This window comes from Streptomyces profundus (assembly GCF_020740535.1).
Taxonomy (GTDB): Bacteria; Actinomycetota; Actinomycetes; order Streptomycetales; family Streptomycetaceae; genus Streptomyces; species Streptomyces profundus.
The window spans coordinates 790,798-810,990 of record NZ_CP082362.1 but is presented as its reverse complement, the minus strand read 5'-3'; the positions used below and the strand labels follow the sequence as shown (position 1 = coordinate 810,990).

Here is a 20,193-nt window from a genome sequence, read left to right as displayed (position 1 = left end):
TCTCCCTCTCTGTGCCCTACACGCCGTCGGCGATGGTGCGGTCGGTGGGGGTGGTGGCCTGGGTGAGGGCGCGGGTGGCCTCGGTGTCCATGGTTTCGCCGGTGGTCGCGACGGAACGGTCGGCGGCGGCCATGTTGGTGCGGCCCTCGGCCGCCCGCGCGACGCTGCGGGACTGGACGTCGCGGGTGCTGGTCAGCGCCTTGGGGAACGCGTCGGCGCCCGCGTAGCCGGCCGGGTCGATGGGGACGCGGCCCAGGTAGCGGCTCACGCCGTCCGCCGCGTCGGCGGTGTCCGTGTTGGCGCGGGCGCCCTCGCGGAAGCCCTCGGGCAGGTAGTACAGACCTTCGTTGGACATGGCGTCACTCCTTCTCTGCCTACTCGCCCAGCACGCCCCGGGTCGCGTTCCGGGGCGGTGCCCAGACGGCGGGGTCCTCGGTCAGGTCGGTGGGCCGCTGCTCGCGGGGCTTCCGCTCGTCGCGCCCCTGGCCCCGGGCGGCGGCGCCGGGGGACGGCCCCGGCGTCCTGCCGCCCCCCGGGCGCCCGGCGCCCGCGCCGGCGGCCGGCCCCGGCGCCCGCCCGCCGCCAGGACCCCGCGCGCCGCCGTTCGCCGCCCCCGGCGGTGGGGTGAAGGGACGGCCGCCCGGCTGTGCCGCCTCGTGCAGGCCGAACCGGGCGGCGACCCGCGCCTTCATACCCATGTTGCGCAGGGCCTGTTGGGGCCCGGTGTGCGCGACGCCGGGCGGCACCGTGCCGCCGTAGAGGCCGGCGATGGTCGCCGCGCCGACGAGGCCGCCGGCCGAGGCGACCGCGCCGGGCCCCGCGCCGAGCCCCGAGAGTCGGGTGGCGTACTCGGTCACCTCGCCGAACGGCTCGCCGGTGACCGGGTCGATCCAGCGGCCCGCCACCGGGTCGAACTCCCGGCCCGTCGCCGGGTCCACCAGGAAGCCGGTGTTGGGACTGCGCACCCAGCCGGCGAAGTCACCGCTCTCCGGGCCGAGTACATGCGTGGACGGGTACCGGCCCGCGCCGACGACCGCGCCGTTGGGCGCCTCGTGCATCCGCCCCGTGCGCGCCCCGGCCACCCCGCCGCCGACGACGCCGGCCACCCCGCCGGCTCCGCCCAGCGCGCCGAGACCGGCGGAGTCGATCACCGCACCGGCTCCATCACCCGGCGCCGGCGGCGCGGTGCCGCCGACCACCCGGCCGAACTCGGCGGCCAGCGCCGCCAGTTCACGTTGCGCCGCGTCCACGATGGGCTGCTTCTCGCCCTCCGCCTGAATGTTGGCCGTCCGGGCCGCCATCCCGTCCGGCACCTGGACGTTGCGCTGCTCCTGCCACCGCCGCACCTCCTCCAGCTGCACCCGCAGCGTCTCGGCCCGCTCGACGGCCTGGGCGGAGCGCTCCGACGCCCGTTGCAGCTGGTTCGCGATACTTCGAGCCATCGAGGCGGCACCATCGGCCCAACCACTCGTCGCCTGGAGGCGGTCGGCGAGCTGCGTCAGTCCCACCCCCGGCTCTCCGGCCGCGGTGCGCGCGGTGCCGGAGAGCGCACTGCTCTCCGCCGCAGCCGCGTTGGCGAGCGCGACCCAGGCGCCGGCCGCCGCCGAGATGTTCAGGTGCTGGCTGCTTCTGATCTTGTCGAACGCGTCCCAGAACGCGTCGTCGGCCGCCGTCACCGGAACGCCACCACGGGGGGAGGCGTGGGCGGGCGCGTCAGGTCGATCGCCAGCAGTGCGCCGACGCTCGCCGCCTGTTCCCTGGACAGGGTGCGCCTGGCCTCCGCGTCCGCGCCTTCCCCGATGCCGGCCGCCGTCGCGGCGCTGCGCCTGATGTCGTCCACGGTGTGCCCCGCCCGCTCCAGCTCCTGGAGCAGGCTGGCAGCGGCCGACCGCAGCGCGGCGGAGGCCTGCTCCGCGTTCGGCACGATGCCGAACATGGCGGGGGTCGACGCGATGTCCGCGAAGTTGGCCCTCATCCGGGCGAGCCGGTCGCGGTCGCCCGCCCCCTCCTCGGCGTTCCGCAGGCCGCCGATGTTCATCGTCACCACGATGGTCGCTCTCCCCCTGTGAGATCCCCGGTGCGTGCTGTCTCAGCGTCCGCCGGCGGCGGCGCGGACCATGGCGGCGCCGCCCTCGTTGCCGATGTTCTGCACGTTGCGCATCGCGGTGTTCTGCGCGGTGACGCCCTGGTCGTAGCCGGCCGCCTCGCGGCGGAAGATCTGGTCGCGCTCGGTGAGCACGTTGCCGATCTGGGCGTCGACCTGGCCGTTGTGCACCAGCGCCGTCAGCTGCTTGTGCACGTCGTTCCAGATCGTGATGTATTGCTCCTGCTGCCCCCTGGTGCCGGTCTGGATCGCGTCGAGGCCCTCGTTCCTGAAATGGATCACACCGTTGAGCGACATGGTCGATCTCCCCCTGTCAGAAGTGTTGTTGAAGCGCTCAGATCTGTGCGGCGATGGACGGGTCCCCGGAGACGTTCGGGGCGACGACGCCCTGGAGCGCGGCACGGGCGGTGTCGTCCGTCTCGCGGCCGGTCATCGCGGTCAGGCCCAGGTCCTGGGAGAGGCCGTTGAGCGCGTTGGCCAGCGCCTGGCCGGCCCGGCCGAGGTCCTCGTAGGTCTGCACGCCGACGGCGGTGCCGCTGCCCTGGTAGGCGGTGCCGAGGTTGGCGCCATGCCTGCCGATGCCGGTGGCGACCTGGGCCATCTCCTCGTTGGCCTGCGCGATGATCCCCTTGACGTGTTCGACCTCTTCCGGAGAAAGCTTGATCTCTTCCATCAGCGGTGTGCTTTCTGATCAGTTGCTGCTCAAGTGATGTCATGGCACGCATGACCCGCCATCGGCGAGTGTGACAGCCGAGGGGGCGTCGATTGTTAGCGCTGGGCGCCATCCGCTACGCACTCAGTGCCACGGCGGGGGGCGGTCCGCCCGGTGGAACCGGGCGGAAACGGGGTACGTCTCCCCTCCCGGACCGCCTGCGTGAATGAGCGAAGGTGACGAGATGATCGCGAGCAGTTTTACGCTTGGGCACTTATCGAGAGCGGAACGGTTCCATCGCGTGCGCGACATGACCATGCTTCCGCTGCGGGCGCCGAGGGGGAGAGCGTGATCGAGTCGGCTTCCCCCGACCTGGAGTTGACCGGCGCCGAGCGGTACGACCGTTGGCGACAGGCGGCGTTCGAGAGCCACAATCCGTGCGAGATGCATCTCGACCGGCCGGCCGACTTCGACGCCAGCCTCCGGGTGCTCGACCTGGGTGCGGTGCGGGGGACGTCCTTCCAGTGCCCACCGCTGTTCTCGGCCAGGACACCTCGGCTGATCCGGCTGTCCGACCCCGAGGTGGTCTATCTGGCGACGCCCCGGCGGGGCCGGGTCGAGGTCGGCCGCGGGGACAGCCGGTTCGTCGTGGAGCCGGGCGATCTGCTGCTGATGAGCAGCTCCTACCCGTTCCAGACCGGGCTGCGGAACGAGAGCGGGGCCTTCGCCCTCAACGATCTGCTCGTCCCGCGGGCGTTGCTCCCCGAAACCCTGCGCCCGGGGAGCCACTCGGTCTCCCTGCACTTCCCCAGCCCCACGGGACTGGCCGCGCTGCTCGTCCAGCTCCTGACCCATCTGGTGGACGACTACGCGATCTACCGTCCGGCGCACACCCACATGCTCGGCACCGCCGCCGTCGATCTGGTGGCGGCCGTGCTCACCCACCACCTCGACCGGCCGCTGCCGCCGGAGGAGCGGCAGCGGGTCCTGACCCTGCGCGTCCACGACTTCGTCCAGCGGCATCTGCACGAGGACGATCTGACGCCGGCGACCATCGCCGCGGCCCACCATGTCTCGCCGCGCTCGTTGCACCGGCTGTTCCAGCAGAACGGGACCACCGTGGGCGCGTTCATCCGGGAGCAACGTCTGCAACGGGCCCGCCGGGCGCTGGCCGACCCGCTGTCGGCTCATCTGACGATCGCCGCGATCGCGCGGCACCACGGGTTCGCCCGGCCCGCCGACTTCACCCGCGCCTTCCGGTCCGCCTACGGCCTTCCGCCCCGGGACTACCGGGAGCGGGCGCTGCGGTCCTGAGGCGGCGCCTCACGGCGGACGCGCCCGCCCCCGGAGCGGCCTTCCGCTCCGGGGGCGGGCGTCGAGCCGCCGTCGGCGCTACCGCTGCTTCGCGATCGTGACGTCGGTGGACTCCTCGTCCCGATCGCCGACCGGCCCCTCGGGGCCCTCGCCGGAAGGGCCCTCGCCGGAAGGGCGCTCGCCGGACGGGCCCTCGTCGGACGGGTCCACCGTCGGCGGCACCTCGTCCTTCATCCACTCGTCCACGTCCACCGTGCCCGGGTTGTCGAGCACATAGGCGAGCCGTTCGCGGTCCAGATCGCCCGTCCAGCGGGCGATGACCAGCGTGCCCAGGCCGTTGCCGGTCAGGTTGGTCAGCGCGCGGCCCTCGCTCATGAAGCGGTCGATGCCGACGATCAGCGCGATGCCGGCCACCGGGATCACCGAGTCGAACGCGGTCAGCGAGGCGGCCAGGGTGACCAGGCCGGCCCCCGAGACACCGGCGGCCCCGTTGGACGAGATCAGCATGAACGCCAACAGGCCGATCTGCGTCGTGATCGGCACATCGATGCCGAACGCCTGGGCGATGAAGAGCGCGCCCATCGACATGTAGATCGCGGTGCCGTCCAGGTTGAAGGAGTACCCGGTGGGAATCGTCATGCCGACGACGTGCTTGGGCGTACCCGCCGCCTCCATCTTGCCCATCATCCGGGGCAGCACCGTCTCGGAGGAGGAGGTGCCGAGCACGATCAGCAGCTCGTCCTTGATGTAGCGGATGTACTTCAGCAGGCTGAAGCCGGCCGCGTAACAGATCGGGCCGAGCACCAGGAAGATGAAGAGCAGACAGGTCAGCCAGAAGGACAGCATGAACGAGGCCAACGAGCCCAGGATCGCGCTGCCGTGCTCCCCGATGGTGAAGGCCATGCCGCCCATCGCGCCCAGCGGCGCCACCCACATCACCAGCTTGATCACGCTGAACATGATCTTGGCGAAGGTGTCGAGCGAGCGCACCACGGGCTCGGCCCGGCTGCCCAACATGGTCACCGCGACCGCCACCAGGATCGCCAGCAGCAGCACCTGGAGCAGCTTGCCGTCCACAAAGGCGCTGGCGAAGGACGTCGGCACCAGATCGAGCACGAAGCCGGTGACCCCGCCCTGGTCCACCTCGCCAGCCGAGGCGATGGCGTCGTCGGCGGCCGAGGTGTCGAAGCTGTCGATGTCGTAGTTGAGGCCGCTGCCCGGCATGACGACGTTCACCACCACCAGGCCGATGGCCAGCGCGAACACGGTGGTGATGTTGAAGTACAGGACCGTCCTGAGGGCCAGCCCACCGGCGCGGGCCAGATCGCCGAGACCGGCGATGCCCACCACCACGGTGGCGAAGATGGTCGGGGCGATCACGACCTTCACCAGCTTGACGAAGAGGTCGGCCAGCCACTTCATGTCGGCTCCGACGCCGGGCGCCACCAGGCCGATCACGATGCCGATGCTGATGCCGAGCAACACCCAGAAATACAGGTGGTGGTACAGCTTTTTCTTCTTCGCCGTTGGCGCCTGCTGCGCCGGCTCATTCGTCATGGGCGTCCCCATCCCTGTGACTGTTATGGTCGAGATCACAGCAAGGTGAGGCTTAACGGCGTGTAACAGCAACGGCGCCGGTTAAAATTTAAGGTTGATCTGACATTGCCTGGCAGGGGCCCCAGCAGACGGACGGTGCTTTCCGCTGCCCTCGGTCTCGGCCTCGTCACCGCCTGCGACCGCGCCCCGGACGTCGACGTCTCCCAACTCACCCTGGCCACAGGCCCCGAGGGCGCGACGTACCGCGAGTCGGGCGCCGCGCTCGCCGAGCTGTGGAACGACGCGCTCGACGGCCCCGTGGTGCGGACGCTGCCCACCGAGGCATCCGTCGACAACATCCGGCTGCTGCTCGGCGAAGAGGTCGATCTGGCCTATGCCAACGTCGATGTGCTGCGCCCACACGGCGCCGACGTGGTCGCGCTGCTGCGCATCTTCGACTCCGTGGTCCATCTGGTGACGCTGCGGGACAACGGGGTGCGCGCGCTCTCCGACCTGCCGGGCCGTCGGGTCGCCGTGGGGCTGCCAGGGTCCGGCACCCGCTACACCGCCGAGCGCCTGTTCCAGGCGGCCGGGGTGGATGTCGAAACCCGTGACTACGGACAACAGAGCGCCGCCCAGGCGTTGTTGGACGACGAGGTCGACGCCGTGATGTCGCTCACCGCGATGCCGACCCCGGCGATCTCCTGGCTGCTGGCGAACGGCCCGGCGATCCGCTTCGTCGACCTGGGCACCGAGGCCAACACCCTCCAGCGAGCGCACCCGGGCGAGTACCTCTCGGTGACCATCTCCAACACCGTCTACCCCGGCGTGGAGACCACCGACACCGTGGCCGTCCCCACCCTGCTCGCGGTACGCCGGGGCTTCCCCGACGACCTCGCCCGGTTCCTCACCGGGACGACGATCGAGCAGGCCGACAGCCTGGCCCGCACCCGGCCCGAGGCCCTCCAGATCGACTCCCGCACGGCCGCCGCCACCGCGCCCGTCGCGCTCCACCCCGGCTCGGCCGACTGGTTCCGCGACGCCAAGCCGTAGCGCCGGTCGGCGGAGCCGCCCGCTCCAGGCCGGACCCTCGGTGTCGAACTCCCCGGGGGAGTCAGCGGACCACCGGGAGCCGGACCAGGACCCGCAGCCCGTGCGGCTCGGCCGCCGCCAGACGCACCTCGCCGCCGACGTCCTCGACGACATCGTGGACGATAGCCAGGCCAAGGCCGGTGCCCGGCGCGTTCTGGTGGCGCTGGGCGCGCCAGAACCGGCCCCTGGCGGCGTCCCGTTCCTCGTCCGTCAGCCCCACCCCGTCGTCCGCGACCCAGACCGTGCCGTGCGCGCGGTCCGCGTCCACCGACCAGCCCACCCGCACCGTGGTGCCGTCCGAGAGCCGGGCGGCGTTGTCCACCAGCTCGTCCAGCACGGCGACCAGACCGCCGGGCGGCTGGCGCAGCACCAGGTCCCGGTCGGGCTCGGCCACCTCAAGCGCCAGCCCGTGGTCCTCGGTGGCGCGCGTCCAGTGCGGACGGCCGGCGTCGAAGACCTGCGGCAGCGTCCACGCCTCCCGGTCGCGCACCCGCTCGGCGCCGGCGACCGCGGTGGCGGCCAACATCGCCTCGAACATCTCGCCCATCTCCACGGCCTCGGAGACCGCCTCCTCGCCGGCCTCCCGCGCCGCCGGCTCCCGCAGCCAGGGACGCAGGTTCTCCACCGAGAGCCGCAGGCTGGCCAGCGGGTTCCGCATCTGGTGGGCGGCGTCGGCGACAAAGGCCCGCTGCCGCTCCAGGGAGCGCTGCACCGTGTCCACCATGGCGTTGAACGACGAGGCCAGCCCGCGCAGCTCGGACGGGCCGTGCTCCACCTCGGCCCGCGCGTTCAGATCGCCGCCCCGCACGTCCGCCGCGATCCGCTCCAGGTCCCGCACCGGACGCAGGATCCATCTGGTGAGCGGCCACAGCCCGCCCACCAGGGCCGTCACCGGCAGCAGCAACAGCGCCGCGCCCACCCCCCACTGCCGCAGGGTGGCCCCGCGCAGCGCGTCGGTCGATGCCTCCAGCACCACCACGGCCGTCACCTGCGAGTCCCGGCCCACCGGCTCCACCACCCACAGCGGCCCCTCGGACCACGGCCACACCACCGGGTTGTCCATCGCGCGGCTGCCGGCGAACGCCAGCTGGATGTCGCGGCCGACGCCGGTCCCGTCGGGCACCGGCACGCCGGGGTCGTGCACCAGGCTGCCGTCCAGGCCGAGCACCCAGACCGGGGAGTCGAACAGCGCCTGGTAGGCGTCGAGTTCGGTCTTGAGCCGGGCCAGGTCACCCGATCTGATGGCGGCCTCGGTCAGGCTGGCGAACCGCACCGCGTCCCCGCTGCGGTCGATCTGCACCTCCTGCGTCAACCGCTCGCTCACCACCACGGCATAGGAGATGCCCACACCGACGATCAGCAGGGCGAGCACCGGCAGCAGGGCGACGACGATCCGTCGGCGCATCGGACGGCTACCCGCCCGATCGTCCGGCCGGCTCCAGCCGGTAGCCGATGCCCCGCACGGTGGCGATGCGGGCGGCCGGGCCGAGCTTGGCGCGCAGCGAGGCCATATGGGTGTCCAGGGAGCGGCTGCTGCCCTCCTGGGTGGAGCGCCAGACCTGGTCCAGTATGTGGTCCCGCTCGACCACCACGCCGACGTTGCGGGCCAGGACGAGGAAGAGGTCGAACTCCTTCCGGGTCAGCTGGAGCGGGCTGCCCCGGTGGGACACCTGGTGCTGGTCCCGGTCGATCACCAGCTCGCCGTGCGCGATGGTGCCCTGGGCGGCTGGCACGCCGCGCACCACCCGCAGCCGCCGGCTGACCGCCTCGATCCGGGCGAGCAGCTCGGCCACCCCGAAGGGCTTGACCAGGTAGTCGTCCGCGCCCGCCCGCAGCCCGCGCACCCGGTGCGTCTCCTCGCTGCGCGCGGTCACCGCGATGATGCCGGTCGACGCGTAGTCCCGCAGCGCCCTGATCACCTCGACGCCGTCCCCGTCGTCCAGGCCCAGGTCGACCAGCGCGATATCGAACTCCGAATGGCCGATCGCGTCCACCGCGCCCCGCACCGTGCCGACCCGCTCCACCTCGAACCGCTCGGCCCGCAGGGTCCGGCGCAGCGCGCGCGCCACTTTGTCGTCGTTCTCCACAATGAGGGCGCGCATGTCGCAAGCCTAGAGGAATGCGTCCGATGTGCACCGGTCGCGGGTCCGGCGGGCGCCGTCCGGGTGTCGGGAAGCGGGCCGGGCCGTTCGACGAACCGGGCCCCGCACGCGCGAAGTACGCCTAGAAAGCCGCATATCGGGAACGCTCGCTCTCAGGGAGGTGGCAACCACCGACACGAACCGAGGGGTGCGTATATGTATGGCACACAGATCATGGACAGGTCGCACGGGGTCGCGACCCCCGTCGCCAGCGTGGCCGGGACCTCGATGGCCGAGGTGCGCGACGCGCGCGACCTCACCCGCGCCTTCTGCGCGCGGCTGACCCCGACCCCGCCCCGTGACGCCGTGGACGCGGCGCTGCTGGTCGTCTCCGAGTTGGTCACCAACGCGCTGCGGCACGGCGGCGGACGCTATCTGCTCGAACTGTCGGCGACCGGGGCGACGGTGCGGGTCGCGGTCAGCGACGGCGAGCCCCGCCCGCCGAAGGCCCGAGGGCCCGACGTGCTGCGCGGCGGGGGCTTCGGCTGGCCGCTGGTGCGTTCCCTCTCCGTCGAGGTGGGCGTCCGCTGCCACGCGAAGGGGAAGACCGTCAGCGCCGTGCTGCCGCGCGGCTGACGCGAACGCCCGCCCCGCCCTGGCCAGGGCGGGGCGGGCGCGCTTCTCGCGGTGTCAGGCGTCGGCGCTCAGCCGGGGATGCCGAGGCTCCCGCTCGCGGTGCGGCAGGTGAAACCCAGCTTGTTCAGCGCCCGCGTCACCTCACGGGCCGAGAAGTCACGGCGGTCCTGCTTGGTGATCACCTGGCCGACCTGCATGACCGGGTACTCGCGGCGGCCGATGGTCACCGACTCCCCGGTGACGGGCTCGGGCTTGACGCCCTTCATCAGGTGCTCGACCTCACTCTTGACCAGGTCGAAGGGAAAGCGGGCGATGATGCAACGCATGTGGCCTCAACTGGGGTGATGGGGACGCCGGTCGGTCGTCCCGGGGGAGTGGGGAGAGGTGGTGACGGTGAGGGCTTCAGGATTCCGTTCCCGGGGCGCGGCGCGTGCCGCCGCCTCCCTGGCGGGGAGCCGCGCCGGAGCGCCGCCCGACGGGACGGCGCCCGCGCCGCTGCCCGCCGCCGGGGGCGGCACCCCTGGCGGCGGACTTGGCTGTCTTCGCTGCGGGCTTGGCCGCTGGTTTGCTGGCGGGGGCCTCCAGGATGACCGGCACCCCCGAGGGGGCCTGGGCGCCGGTGACCCGGCGCAACTCGTCGCTGCCCGAACGGACATGGGAGACCTGCGGGGTGATACCCGCGTGGTCCATCAGCCGGTGGATCTCCCGCCGCTGCTCGGGCAGCACCAGCGTCACCACCCGCCCTGAGGCGCCGGCGCGCGCGGTCCGGCCGCCCCGGTGCAGGTAGTCCTTGTGGTCTCCCGGCGGGTCCACGTTGACGACCAGGTCCAGATCGTCCACATGCAGACCGCGCGCCGCCACGTTGGTGGCCAGCAGCACGGTGACATGTCCGCTCCGGAACCAGTCCAGGGTGCGGGTGCGCTGCGCCTGCGACTTGCTGCCGTGCAGGGCGGCGGCGCGCACGCCGTTGAGCGCCAGATGCTTGGCGAGCCGGTCGACCGCGCGCCTGGTGTCCAGGAACATGATCACCCGCCCGTCCCTGGCCGCGATCTCGGTGGCCGTCGCCCGCTTGTCGGTGTCGGGGACGTACAGCAGATGGTGCTCCATCGTGCTCACCGCGCCGGCCGACGGGTCGACCGAGTGGACCACGGGGTCCCGCAGGAACCGACGGACCAGCCGGTCCACGTTGCGGTCCAGGGTCGCCGAGAACAGCATCCGCTGGCCCTCGGGGCCCACCTGCGTCAACAGCGCGGTGACCTGCGGCAGAAAGCCCATGTCGGTCATCTGGTCGGCCTCGTCCAGCACCGTGATGGCGACCCGCTCCAGGGCGCAGTCGCCCCGGGTGACCAGGTCGTTGAGCCGGCCGGGGGTGGCCACCACGATCTCGGCGCCGTCGCGCAGCGCGTTGCTCTGCCGCCGGATGGAGACGCCGCCGATGACGGTCGTCATGCGCAGCCGCAGGGCCCTCGCGTACGGCGTCAGCGCCTCGGTGACCTGCTGGGCCAGCTCGCGGGTGGGGACCAGGACGAGCGCCAACGGCTGGCGCGGCTCGGCCCGCTGCCCGGCGGTACGCGCCAGCAGGGCCAGGCCGAAGGCGAGGGTCTTGCCCGAGCCGGTGCGTCCACGACCCAGCACGTCGCGGCCGGCCAGCGCGTTGGGCAGCGTCGCGGCCTGGATGGGGAACGGTATCGCCACCCCCTCGACGGCGAGGGCGGCGAGCAGCGGGGCGGGCAGCTCCAGCTCGTCGAAGGCCTCGACGGGGGGCAGCGGGGGAGAGACGGTGTTGGGGAGCGCGAACTCACCGGGCGGAGCTGCGGGGCGACGGCCCTTGCCGCCGGAGCCGCCACGCGGGGCCTTGCCGCCGCGCTGGGCCGGGGAGCCTAGGCCGTCCCGGCGCTTTCCGGCCCCTGACCCCGTGCGGGGACGGTGGCCGGCCTGGGCTGAGCGGTTCATGAGGAACCTTCCTCGATGCGGTGCGTATCGAGGAATTCCTGGTGACCCATGTCACCCGAAGAATCGCAAGAACGGACCGGCGGAGAGACGGGGGCGGGGCGGGGAGGCACGGAGCGGCCCCGCAGCCGCCTGAGAATTCACTGAACAGGAATTCGAGGGAAGCCCGGTCTGCTGCAACGGCGTACGAGGCGCCGAACGGCCGGGGGAAGCACGGGTGAAACGTGCGCAACGTAGGGGAAAACCCGGAGCTGGGGCCCCCGCCTCGAAAGGTGTGGGGCCCCAGCCGGTGTCGTACGGGAGGGCTGCTCAGGCAGGAACGATGTTCTCCGCCTGCGGGCCCTTCTGGCCCTGGGTGACGTCGAAGGTCACCTTCTGGCCCTCGTGGAGCTCGCGGAAGCCCTGGGTGGCGATGTTCGAGTAGTGGGCGAAGACGTCAGCGCCGCCACCCTCCTGCTCGATGAAGCCGAAGCCCTTTTCCGCGTTGAACCACTTGACGGTGCCAGTAGCCATGTCTTGCTCTCCTTCTCGGGGCAGTTACAGAACCCACACCGTGTGGGCTCCGTGTCGCCGCGATGATTGCCCCGCCCGGTAAACAACCCGGGAAATACAAAGTAATTCTCGCCGTTCTGATGAATCAGTGAGACTACTCGAAGTCTTGGGAACCACAACTGCAACTGAGATCGACGGTAGCACGGGGGCGCCGAACCGGCATCATGGCCCGTTTCCGGGTCGGTGCGATCGCCGCGTCGCCGCCGCGTCATTGCCTCATCGGCCGGATGGGATTCGCCCGGTCGCCCGGGGCGTCGGGATTCCCGAAAATGGACTAATCCCGGAACAGGTGCTATGGCCCCCACGATGCGCCAGGTCAGGGCGGTGGGCGGCGCCGCCGTCGGCCGCCCCAACGGGGGCCGACCGGCGCACGCGCCCCGGCGCGCTCCCGCGCACCGTCCGCACTGGTGCGCGGGAGCGCCGACGGCCCCGACATCCGGGCCCCCTCGTCGGCGGCCCCGACGCGCGGGACGCGCGGGAGACGCGGGACAGGGGGGCCGGGGCGCCGGGGCCGCCGGGGTGTGACCGGAGGGGCCGCGGCGCGTTAGCCCCTATGGGTGGATGCCATGATGGTGGTACAGATGGTGTGCAAGAGGCGCCTGTGGCAGTTGTGACAGTGCCAGCGTGGAGTTTCCGGTCGGCACGTGGGGGCGGGCGTGTTCGTCAACCCCGTAGCGGGAAAGCTGATCGTGGGACCGGGATACCCACGTGTCCATGTGGGGCGTTAGGGTTACCCTGCCCGGACCGGGTGCCGCTGTACGGGTGGGAGAGTCATGGAGCAGATAACAGCGCACGGCAGGCCGCCACGAGTGCCTGCGATCAACTGCGGGAGCGCCGCCAACAGCGCGCGTCTCGACCGGCACTTGAGCGTGCTCTCCGGTCCCGCGGTGCCGGCGGTGGAGGCCGAGGAGGCCACCACCCTGATGCGTGAGCTGACCAGGCGGGATCACAAGAGCCCGACCAGGACGAACCGCACGGCTCGGGTCCTGCTCTTCGCACCGCTGCGGCGCTTGCGCCGCACGCTGTTCGGCGGGCGCGGCTGATCGTTGTTGCCGCCGGGCGCCGCCCGGCGGCAACACCCACCCTCTCCCATCTGTGACGGCGCTCCCGGTCCCAGCGCTCCCGTCCACCACCGCCTGACTCTCGCGCCGACGCGTTCCCACCCGTACGCGTCGGCGGCGCCATCTCCGCCTCCCCGGTGCGGAGTTCGGCTTCTCCCGCCGCTCCCCGGCGCTCAGCGCCCCGTCGTCCCGCCGCCCCCGTCGTCCGCCCCGGCGCCCCCCATCGCCTCGTCGGGTGTGGCCCGCACCGTGACGGCGAAGGAGAACCGGTCCCCCCGGTAGTGCATCAGCGCCACGTCGACGACCCGCTCGCCCTCGTCGTACTCCACCCCCGTGATGTGCAGGATCGGGCTGAGCAACGGCACGTCGAGCAGGCGGGCCGTGGTGGGGTCGGCGAGTCGGGCCTGGGCCGTGTTGTCGATCCGCCGCACCCGCACCCCGGCGATGTCCCGCAACACCCGGGTCATGGGCCAGTGTTCGAGGGCGCTCGGGTCGATCCGGTCGGCGACCTCGGGATGGATCAGGTTCTCCACCCAGTTGACCGGCTCCCCGTCCGGGCGGTCGCGGCGCAGCCGCCGGAAGCGCACCACCTCGGCGACGCCGGGGAAGTGCTCGGCGACCTCGGCCGGCACCGGGACGGCCGTCGGGGCGTCGTCAAGGAGCGTGCTGTGTTCGCCCGACTGCTGGGCCACGATGCTGTCGAGGGAGCCGAACAGCCGGACGGGCGCGCCGCGTTGGGCCGGTGGCTCGATAAAGGTGCCGCGGCGCCGATGCCGGCTGATCAGCCCCTCGTCCTCCAGCTCCTTGAGCGCCTGGCGCATGGTCAGCACGCTCACGCCGTAGTGCTCGGCCAGCTGCTCCTCCGTGGGCAGCCGCGACGGCGACCCCTGGGGCCGGCCGAGTATCGAGGTGCGTAACGACTGGGAAACCTGGTACCACAGCGGGAGCTTGCGGTTGAGCTCCAGGGAGTCGGGGGCGAAGACGGTCACGAGGTTGGCTCCGAGTCAGGTCGACCGGCGGGTTGTCACGAGGGGGCGCTGCCGCCGCTCTCGGGGAAGTTCCGCCCAAGACCCTGCCACACATCGTCGTACCCGCGCTGTCGATGGGGCGCGTCCACCGCCGCCGCGGTGAGGGCCACCGGCCAACGGGTCTCGAACATGAACGCGAGCCCCTGGTCGACCCGTTCCGGACGCAGCTCCGCCGTGCTCGCCCGGTCGAACGTGCTCCGATCCGGACCGTGGGCGGACATCATGTTGTGCAAGGAACCACCGCCGGGGCGGAATCCCTCCGCCTTGGCGTCGTAGGCGCCCTCGATCAACCCCATGTACTCGGTCATCACGTTGCGGTGGAAGTACGGCGGCCGGAAGGTGTCCTCGCCCACCAGCCAGCGGGGTGCGAAGACCACGAAGTCCGCGTTGGCCTGCCCCGGGATCTCGGACGGCGAGGTGAGCACGGTGAAGATCGACGGATCGGGATGGTCGTAGCTGAGGGAGCCGAGCACGTTGAACCGGCGCAGGTCGTAGAGGTACGGCAGATGGTTGCCGTGCCAGGCGACCACGTCCAGCGGGGTGTGGTCACGTTCGGCCGCCCAGAGCCGGCCGCAGAACTTGTCGATCACCTCGACAGGACCCGTCGGCTCGTCGAACGCGGCGGTCGGCGCCAGGAAGTCCCTGGCGTTGGCCAGTCCGTTGGCCCCGATCGGGCCCAACTCCGGCAGCGTGAACGGCTGGCCGTAGTTCTCGCAGACATAGCCCCTGGCCCGCCCGTCCGGCAGCTCCACGCGGAAGCGCACCCCACGAGGGATCAGCGCCACCTGGCCGGGCGCCGCCACCAGCACACCGAACTCGGTGCGCAGCCGCAGTGCCCCGCGCTCGGGCACCAGCAGCAGCTCGCCGTCCGCGTCGCCGAACACCCGGTCGGTCATCGAGGTGTTGGCGGCGTAGAGGTGAATCGCCAGACCGGTGCGGCGCCGGGCGTCGCCGTTGCCGCCCAGGGTCCAGAGCCCGGCGACGAAGTCCGTGCCGGCCGGCGGCTCGGGCAGCGGGTCCCACCGCATGCGGTTGGGGTCGGGCTCGACCTCGTCGAAGGGGGCGCCGCGCAGCGCACCGTGGTCGATCCGCCGCAGCGGCGGATGGGCGGCCGAGGGGCGCATGCGATAGAGCCACGAGCGCCGGTTGTGCGCCCTCGGCTCGGTGAAGGCGGTGCCGCTGAGCTGTTCCGCGTAGAGCCCCAGGGGCGCGCGCTGGGGTGAGTTGCGCCCCACGGGCAGCGCGCCCGGGACCGCCTCGCTGCTGTGTTCGTTGCCGAAGCCCGACAGATACCGCGGCTCGCTGCCCACCGGCCCCGCGCTGGTGACCACCGACCCGGCCGCCTCGTCGCCGTTCATCCCACACTCCCGCCGCCGCTGATTCCTGTGATGATGCTGAGGAATTGACGGTAGAACCGTAGGAAGAGCGTGGGGGCAAGTCAACGACCCGGCGGCGTCCGGCCCAACAACTCGGCCGTCTGCTTGCGGTTGCGATAGGGGTGCAACGCCTGGCGCATGTCCCGCAACGCCTGCTCCGCGTCGCCCGAACGCAGTCTCTCCCGGCCGTCGAGGAAGTTTCCCCAGGCCACGCACGCCTCGTCGAGGTGGCCCGCCTTCAGCAGGAGTTGGCCGAATCTGGCCTGGGTCAGCGCCCGGCCGCGCAGATCGGCCGCCGACCGCTCCAGCGAGGAGCGGCGCAGGGCGCTCAGCGCGCCCGGCAGGTCGCCCAGCGCCTCCAGCACCGAGGCCAGCTGGAAGTGCAGCGCCGCCGACGGATAGCTGTCGAACGGCGCGCCGGTGCCGGCCGCGCGCTCCGCCGCCCGCTCCGCCCGGTTGAGCGCCACCAGGGACTCCCTGCGGTCCCCACCGCGCGCCAGCACCACGGCCAACTGGATCTGCACATAGGCCTGGTGGGCCGCCGGCGCGCCGCGCGCCCCCTGCTGCGCCGCCTCGGCGAGCTGAAGCGCCGAGGGCAGATGCCCCAGGCGCTGGGCCTGGGCGCTCATCGCTCGCAGCACAACGCTCCAGGAGGTACGGTCGCCCGACTCGCCGGCCAACCGCTGGGCATAGCCGTAGTAGCGCTGCGCCACCCCGTGGAGCAGCCCGTCCTCGTACATCCGGGCCAGCAGGAAGGCCAGCCGGCTGGAGAGCACCAGCAGCTCGGCCCGCATCCTGGGCGGCTGACGGGCGCTCAGCAACGGCACCACATCGTCGGCGAGATAGGCGGAGAGGGCGCTGCGGGCGTGCCGGCCGCCGTGCGAGTCGATGGAGGCGGCGAAGAACTCCACCGCGTCGTGCAGGGCCTTGGTGTCCTCCGTGCGCTGGCCCAACCCCCTGACGGGCTGCGGGGCCGGCGGCGCGCCAGGGGCCACCGCGTCCGCGACCCGGTAGGGGCGCTGGTGCAGCGGCACCCGGCGGGTGGCGTCCGCGTCGGAGCGGCACAGCGCGGTGAACCCGGTGACCGGGTCGACGGGGGCGCCCTCGCTCGGGGTGTCGACGAAGCCCGCCGCCTCCGGGGTGATGGCACGCCCGATGCGGCGCGACAGCGCCTCGGCGGCCAGCTGGGGAACGGGGTGCCGGGGCTGCGTCCCGGAGAGCCAGTGCGCCACAGCGGTGCGGTCGTAGCGAAGGGAGGAGCCGATCTCCGCACCCAGTATGTTCACGGAGCGCGCCAGCGCCTCCTGCGTCCATCCCGCCTCGGTCAACAGGGCGCGCAGTCGGTAGTTCGGCACCTGCCGCTTCGTCATGCCTCAGTGGTCTCACGGTGGGGCGCGAGCCACCAGGGCGCACAGAGGCACACAACGGGGGGCTTCTGCCCCCCGATCACACGATCGAGTTGCTTTCCTGGCATTCGGTCACACGCAAGTGGCGTGCGGCGACAGCGTCGTTGACGGTGAGGGCATGAATGATCCGAACATGTATGCCGCAGTCGTTCCGCCGCCGCAGCGCCCCGGAGCCGTCAGCCCTCAGCCGGCACCGCCGCCGCGGGACCAGCAGCCGCCAGCTCGCGCCCGCCGATAGCGCCCCTTCCTTTCCGGGGCCCGACCCGGGGCCCCGGCCGGGCGGCGCCGCCCCCGTCGGGCCTCGGGCATCAGCGGGCTCAGACCAGATACCGGGTGACCGTCTCCGCGACACAGACCGGCTTCGCGCCGCCCTCCCGCTCCACGGTCACCGCGAGCGTCAACTGCCAGCCGCCCGCCACGGGTTGGGCGTCCAGCACGGACGCGGTGGCCCGCACCCTGGACCCGACCGGCACGGGGGCGGGGAAGCGGACCCGGTTCATCCCGTAGTTCACGGCCAACCGCGCCCCCTCCACCCGCAGCACCTCGGGGATCAGCCGGGGCAACAGCGCCAACGTCAGATAGCCATGAGCGATCGTGCCGTGAAAAGGGCCGGTTGCCGCGCGTTCGGGATCGGTGTGAATCCATTGGTGATCACCGGTGGCGTCGGCGAACTGATCGATCCGCTCCTGATCGATCCGCAGCCACGCGCTCACGCCCAGGCGCTCACCCACCGCGTCGGCCAACTCGTCGGGGGAGGCGAAGATCCGTGGTTCAGCCATGCGCCCAGGATACTCACGAGTAGCCCGCCGGCGACCGGCTCCGTCAGCCTTCCCCCACCAGGCCCGGCACCAGGCCCGACATGGTGGCGAGCGCGGCGAGCGCGGCCAGCGCCACCACGGACGCCGCCGCCAGCAGCACGGTGCGCGACCCGACACAGGCCCGCCCACCGTGCGCCAGCGCCACTATCCGCCGCTGCGCCAACACCAGGAACGCCGCCCACACCAGGGCGCCGGCGGCCACCGCCACCCCGCCGACGAGCAGCCCCCCGTCCGCCGTCACCAGGCCGCGCCCGGCCAGCGCCAGCGTCAACACGAAGGTGAGCGTGGTCCGTCGCCAGGCCAGCCTGGTCCGCTCCTCCTGCCCGTCTGCCGCCCGCCGGCCCTCGGGGCCTACCGAGGCCACAGCAGGGCCCCGATCACCAGCAGCGCCGTGAGCACCGTCCCGAGGGCGAGGAACGCCGGGAAGCGGCTCAGCGGGAGATCGTCCCCGCGCCGTATCGCCCGCTCGGTCCGCACCCAGTGGTTCACGCCGCGCACGGCGCACAGCGCACCGCCCGCCAGCAACAGCAGCGCCACCGCGGTACGGAAGCCCTGGGGAATCTCGGTCAGGAACTGCTGGACCGCGATCCCACCCGCAAGCAGCGCGAGCGCGGTTCGCAACCAGGCCAGAAACGTTCGCTCATTGGCAAGCGAGAACCGGAAGTCCGGGGTTGGCCCCTCCTCCCGCAGCAGTTGAGGCGAGAACCACCCACGCACCGTGTCGCGCGCTCGTCCGATCATGCGCCCGAGCCTAGGCCGTGTCCTTCCGGGGCGGCCGGCATCGGCGCCGCACCGCCCGGCGGGGCGGTTCCGCTCGACGCTGACCATGTGATCGCTGTTGACGACAGGTCCTGACCCGCCGAGGATCACTATCTGTCGACTGGGAGGACAGTGAGGATGGCGTATGACGCCGACGTGATCGTGATCGGTGCCGGGCTGGCCGGCCTGGTGGCCGCCGCCGAGGTGGCGGACGCCGGCCACAAGGTCATCTTGCTCGACCAGGAACCCGAGGCGTCGTTGGGCGGCCAGGCCCACTGGTCCTTCGGCGGCCTCTTCCTGGTGAACTCCCCCGAGCAGCGGCGCCTGCGGGTGCGGGACAGCCACGAGTTGGCCTGGCAGGACTGGTTGGGCACGGCCGGGTTCGACCGGCGCGAGGACCACTGGCCCCGCCGCTGGGCCGAGGCCTATGTGGACTTCGCCGCCGGCGAGAAGCGCTCCTGGCTGCGCGGCCAGGGCATCCGCTTCTTCCCCGCGGTCGGCTGGGCGGAGCGCGGCGGCTACGACGCGGTCGGCCACGGCAACTCAGTGCCGCGCTTCCATGTCACCTGGGGCACGGGCCCGGGGGTGGTCGCCCCGTTCGAACGCCGGGTGCGGCAGGCCGCCGAACGCGGCCTCGTCGACCTGCGGTTCCGCCACCGCGTCAGCGGACTGGCGCGCAGCGGCGGCACCGTGGACACGGTCACCGGCGAGGTGCTCGCGGACGACACCGCCCGCCGGGGGGTGGCCAGCAACCGGGAGGTGGTGGGCGCCTTCGAACTGCGCGCCCAGGCGGTCATCGTCACCTCGGGCGGCATCGGCGGCAACCCCGAACTGGTGCGCGCCGCCTGGCCGCAGCGGCTCGGCCCACCGCCGGAGCGGATGCTCAGCGGGGTGCCCGCCCATGTGGACGGCCTGATGTTGGGTATCGCCGAACGCGCCGGCGCCCGACTGATCAACCGCGACCGGATGTGGCACTACACCGAGGGCATCACCAACTGGGATCCGATCTGGGCCCGTCACGGCATCCGCATCCTGCCCGGCCCTTCCTCGCTCTGGCTGGACGCCACCGGGCAGCGGCTCCCCGTGCCGCTCTTCCCCGGGTTCGACACCCTGGGCACCCTGGCGCACATCCGAGGCACCGGGCACGACCACACCTGGTTCGTGCTCACCCAGCGGATCGTCGAGAAGGAGTTCGCGCTCTCCGGGTCCGAACAGAACCCGGACCTCACCGGCAAGAGCGTGCGCCAGGTCCTGGGCCGGGCCCGCTCCGGGGCGCCGGCCCCCGTCCAGGCGTTCCTCGAACGGGGCGCGGACTTCGTCGTGGAGCACGAACTCGGCGCCCTGGTCAGGGGGATGAACGCGGTGGCCGGCGAGAAGCTGATCGAGGAGTCCGCCCTGCGCCGCCAGATCGAGGCCCGCGACCGCGAGATCGGCAACAAGTTCACCAAGGACCTACAGATCACCGCGGTGCGCGGGGCGCGCGGCTATCTCGGCGACCGGCTGATCCGGATCGCCGCCCCGCACCGCCTGCTGGACCCCAAGGCCGGGCCGCTGATCGCGGTGCGGCTGCATCTGCTCACCCGGAAGACACTCGGCGGCCTGGAGACCGACCTCTCCGGACGGGTGCTCACCGAGGGGGGCGAACCGCTGCCCGGCGTGTACGCGGCGGGCGAGGCGGCCGGCTTCGGCGGCGGTGGCATGCACGGATACCGCTCCCTGGAGGGCACCTTCCTCGGCGGCTGTCTCTTCTCCGGGCGCGAGGCCGGCCGCGCCGCGGCCAAGGCCATCTGACGTCGGCACACGCCAGGGGCCGGTCGCGTCCGACCGG

The 20,193-nt window shown here is 72.4% G+C and carries 22 protein-coding genes; 5 read left to right on the top strand and 17 right to left on the bottom strand.

What is annotated here, in order from left to right; translation table 11 throughout:
- Positions 1–16: 16 nt before the first annotated feature.
- Genes K4G22_RS03600 through K4G22_RS03580 form a run of 5 tightly spaced genes read right to left on the bottom strand, consistent with a single transcriptional unit; the run spans position 17 to position 2,777 of the window.
- On the bottom strand, positions 17–355 hold the full coding sequence (locus K4G22_RS03600) for a hypothetical protein (protein WP_228078203.1): 339 nt from the start codon (positions 353–355) through the stop codon (positions 17–19).
- A 19-nt stretch (positions 356–374) separates the two neighbouring features.
- Positions 375–1,676 carry a hypothetical protein gene (locus K4G22_RS03595; protein WP_228078202.1) on the bottom strand — a complete coding sequence of 434 codons (1,302 nt, stop codon included), beginning with the start codon at positions 1,674–1,676 and terminating at the stop codon, positions 375–377.
- Complete coding sequence (locus tag K4G22_RS03590) at positions 1,673–2,047, bottom strand: hypothetical protein (RefSeq protein WP_228078201.1); 375 nt, start codon at positions 2,045–2,047, stop codon at positions 1,673–1,675. The genes K4G22_RS03595 and K4G22_RS03590 overlap by 4 nt, the downstream gene beginning before the upstream one ends.
- A 42-nt stretch (positions 2,048–2,089) precedes the next feature.
- Complete coding sequence (locus tag K4G22_RS03585; RefSeq protein WP_228078200.1) at positions 2,090–2,401, bottom strand: hypothetical protein; 312 nt, start codon at positions 2,399–2,401, stop codon at positions 2,090–2,092.
- Between the two features lie 37 nt (positions 2,402–2,438).
- Entirely contained in the window at positions 2,439–2,777 is a 339-nt protein-coding gene (locus K4G22_RS03580; protein WP_228078199.1) for a WXG100 family type VII secretion target, read from the bottom strand.
- A 327-nt stretch (positions 2,778–3,104) separates the two neighbouring features.
- Here K4G22_RS03580 and K4G22_RS03575 point away from each other — a divergent pair, with 327 nt between their 5' ends.
- Positions 3,105–4,070 carry a helix-turn-helix domain-containing protein gene (locus tag K4G22_RS03575; RefSeq protein ID WP_228078198.1) on the top strand — a complete coding sequence of 322 codons (966 nt, stop codon included), beginning with the start codon at positions 3,105–3,107 and terminating at the stop codon, positions 4,068–4,070.
- Between the two features lie 78 nt (positions 4,071–4,148).
- Here K4G22_RS03575 and dctA read toward each other — a convergent pair whose 3' ends face one another.
- Positions 4,149–5,627 carry a C4-dicarboxylate transporter DctA gene (gene dctA / locus K4G22_RS03570; RefSeq protein ID WP_228078197.1) on the bottom strand — a complete coding sequence of 493 codons (1,479 nt, stop codon included), beginning with the start codon at positions 5,625–5,627 and terminating at the stop codon, positions 4,149–4,151.
- Positions 5,628–5,762: 135 nt separating this feature from the next.
- Between dctA and K4G22_RS03565 the strand changes: the two genes are divergently transcribed.
- Positions 5,763–6,659, top strand: a complete 897-nt coding sequence (locus tag K4G22_RS03565; RefSeq protein ID WP_228078196.1) for a TAXI family TRAP transporter solute-binding subunit — start codon at positions 5,763–5,765, stop codon at positions 6,657–6,659.
- A gap of 61 nt (positions 6,660–6,720) precedes the next feature.
- On the opposite strand, the gene K4G22_RS03560 is transcribed toward K4G22_RS03565, so the two are convergent.
- Together K4G22_RS03560 and K4G22_RS03555 are read right to left on the bottom strand one after the other, a co-directional pair.
- Positions 6,721–8,103: a HAMP domain-containing sensor histidine kinase gene (locus K4G22_RS03560; protein WP_228078195.1), complete on the bottom strand. Its 1,383-nt coding sequence runs from the start codon at positions 8,101–8,103 to the stop codon at positions 6,721–6,723.
- A gap of 7 nt (positions 8,104–8,110) precedes the next feature.
- Entirely contained in the window at positions 8,111–8,800 is a 690-nt protein-coding gene (locus tag K4G22_RS03555; RefSeq protein ID WP_228078194.1) for a response regulator transcription factor, read from the bottom strand.
- A gap of 195 nt (positions 8,801–8,995) precedes the next feature.
- Between K4G22_RS03555 and K4G22_RS03550 the strand changes: the two genes are divergently transcribed.
- Entirely contained in the window at positions 8,996–9,415 is a 420-nt protein-coding gene (locus tag K4G22_RS03550) for an ATP-binding protein (protein ID WP_228078193.1), read from the top strand.
- Between the two features lie 68 nt (positions 9,416–9,483).
- On the opposite strand, the gene K4G22_RS03545 is transcribed toward K4G22_RS03550, so the two are convergent.
- The 3 genes from K4G22_RS03545 to K4G22_RS03535 form a co-directional block, all read right to left on the bottom strand.
- Positions 9,484–9,741, bottom strand: a complete 258-nt coding sequence (locus K4G22_RS03545) for an SCO5918 family protein (protein WP_228078192.1) — start codon at positions 9,739–9,741, stop codon at positions 9,484–9,486.
- A gap of 76 nt (positions 9,742–9,817) precedes the next feature.
- Positions 9,818–11,368, bottom strand: a complete 1,551-nt coding sequence (locus K4G22_RS03540; RefSeq protein ID WP_228078191.1) for a DEAD/DEAH box helicase — start codon at positions 11,366–11,368, stop codon at positions 9,818–9,820.
- A 306-nt stretch (positions 11,369–11,674) separates the two neighbouring features.
- Positions 11,675–11,878: a cold-shock protein gene (locus tag K4G22_RS03535; protein ID WP_062214946.1), complete on the bottom strand. Its 204-nt coding sequence runs from the start codon at positions 11,876–11,878 to the stop codon at positions 11,675–11,677.
- A gap of 812 nt (positions 11,879–12,690) precedes the next feature.
- Here K4G22_RS03535 and K4G22_RS03530 point away from each other — a divergent pair.
- Positions 12,691–12,960, top strand: a complete 270-nt coding sequence (locus tag K4G22_RS03530; RefSeq protein WP_062214944.1) for a hypothetical protein — start codon at positions 12,691–12,693, stop codon at positions 12,958–12,960.
- A gap of 191 nt (positions 12,961–13,151) precedes the next feature.
- Here K4G22_RS03530 and K4G22_RS03525 read toward each other — a convergent pair whose 3' ends face one another.
- From K4G22_RS03525 to K4G22_RS03500, 6 genes are all read right to left on the bottom strand, one after another.
- On the bottom strand, positions 13,152–13,967 hold the full coding sequence (locus K4G22_RS03525) for a GntR family transcriptional regulator (protein WP_228078190.1): 816 nt from the start codon (positions 13,965–13,967) through the stop codon (positions 13,152–13,154).
- A gap of 35 nt (positions 13,968–14,002) precedes the next feature.
- Complete coding sequence (gene hmgA / locus K4G22_RS03520) at positions 14,003–15,364, bottom strand: homogentisate 1,2-dioxygenase (protein ID WP_228078189.1); 1,362 nt, start codon at positions 15,362–15,364, stop codon at positions 14,003–14,005.
- Between the two features lie 80 nt (positions 15,365–15,444).
- Positions 15,445–16,752: an NsdA family TPR-like regulatory protein gene (locus K4G22_RS03515; RefSeq protein WP_228078188.1), complete on the bottom strand. Its 1,308-nt coding sequence runs from the start codon at positions 16,750–16,752 to the stop codon at positions 15,445–15,447.
- Positions 16,753–17,105: 353 nt separating this feature from the next.
- Complete coding sequence (locus K4G22_RS03510; RefSeq protein WP_228078187.1) at positions 17,106–17,567, bottom strand: MaoC family dehydratase; 462 nt, start codon at positions 17,565–17,567, stop codon at positions 17,106–17,108.
- A 43-nt stretch (positions 17,568–17,610) separates the two neighbouring features.
- Complete coding sequence (locus K4G22_RS03505; protein WP_228078186.1) at positions 17,611–17,970, bottom strand: hypothetical protein; 360 nt, start codon at positions 17,968–17,970, stop codon at positions 17,611–17,613.
- The gene (locus K4G22_RS03500) at positions 17,958–18,347 is read right to left on the bottom strand and encodes a YidH family protein (protein ID WP_228078185.1); all 390 of its coding nucleotides are present in this window, start codon (positions 18,345–18,347) and stop codon (positions 17,958–17,960) included. Before K4G22_RS03500 ends, K4G22_RS03505 begins: the two co-directional genes overlap by 13 nt.
- Positions 18,348–18,503: 156 nt before the next feature.
- Between K4G22_RS03500 and K4G22_RS03495 the strand changes: the two genes are divergently transcribed.
- The gene (locus K4G22_RS03495) at positions 18,504–20,156 is read left to right on the top strand and encodes an FAD-binding dehydrogenase (protein ID WP_228078184.1); all 1,653 of its coding nucleotides are present in this window, start codon (positions 18,504–18,506) and stop codon (positions 20,154–20,156) included.
- Positions 20,157–20,193: the final 37 nt, after the last annotated feature.

Coding starts and splice junctions, on each gene's coding strand:
- K4G22_RS03550 (WP_228078193.1), top strand. CDS start 8,996: ATGTATGGCACACAGATCATGGACAGGTCGCACGGGGTCGCGACCCCC.
- K4G22_RS03540 (WP_228078191.1), bottom strand. CDS start 11,368: ATGAACCGCTCAGCCCAGGCCGGCCACCGTCCCCGCACGGGGTCAGGG.
- hmgA (WP_228078189.1), bottom strand. CDS start 15,364: ATGAACGGCGACGAGGCGGCCGGGTCGGTGGTCACCAGCGCGGGGCCG.
- K4G22_RS03515 (WP_228078188.1), bottom strand. CDS start 16,752: ATGACGAAGCGGCAGGTGCCGAACTACCGACTGCGCGCCCTGTTGACC.
- K4G22_RS03555 (WP_228078194.1), bottom strand. CDS start 8,800: ATGCGCGCCCTCATTGTGGAGAACGACGACAAAGTGGCGCGCGCGCTG.
- K4G22_RS03560 (WP_228078195.1), bottom strand. CDS start 8,103: ATGCGCCGACGGATCGTCGTCGCCCTGCTGCCGGTGCTCGCCCTGCTG.
- K4G22_RS03535 (WP_062214946.1), bottom strand. CDS start 11,878: ATGGCTACTGGCACCGTCAAGTGGTTCAACGCGGAAAAGGGCTTCGGC.
- K4G22_RS03510 (WP_228078187.1), bottom strand. CDS start 17,567: ATGGCTGAACCACGGATCTTCGCCTCCCCCGACGAGTTGGCCGACGCG.
- K4G22_RS03585 (WP_228078200.1), bottom strand. CDS start 2,401: ATGTCGCTCAACGGTGTGATCCATTTCAGGAACGAGGGCCTCGACGCG.
- K4G22_RS03580 (WP_228078199.1), bottom strand. CDS start 2,777: ATGGAAGAGATCAAGCTTTCTCCGGAAGAGGTCGAACACGTCAAGGGG.
- K4G22_RS03495 (WP_228078184.1), top strand. CDS start 18,504: ATGGCGTATGACGCCGACGTGATCGTGATCGGTGCCGGGCTGGCCGGC.
- K4G22_RS03530 (WP_062214944.1), top strand. CDS start 12,691: ATGGAGCAGATAACAGCGCACGGCAGGCCGCCACGAGTGCCTGCGATC.
- dctA (WP_228078197.1), bottom strand. CDS start 5,627: ATGACGAATGAGCCGGCGCAGCAGGCGCCAACGGCGAAGAAGAAAAAG.
- K4G22_RS03545 (WP_228078192.1), bottom strand. CDS start 9,741: ATGCGTTGCATCATCGCCCGCTTTCCCTTCGACCTGGTCAAGAGTGAG.
- K4G22_RS03500 (WP_228078185.1), bottom strand. CDS start 18,347: ATGATCGGACGAGCGCGCGACACGGTGCGTGGGTGGTTCTCGCCTCAA.
- K4G22_RS03600 (WP_228078203.1), bottom strand. CDS start 355: ATGTCCAACGAAGGTCTGTACTACCTGCCCGAGGGCTTCCGCGAGGGC.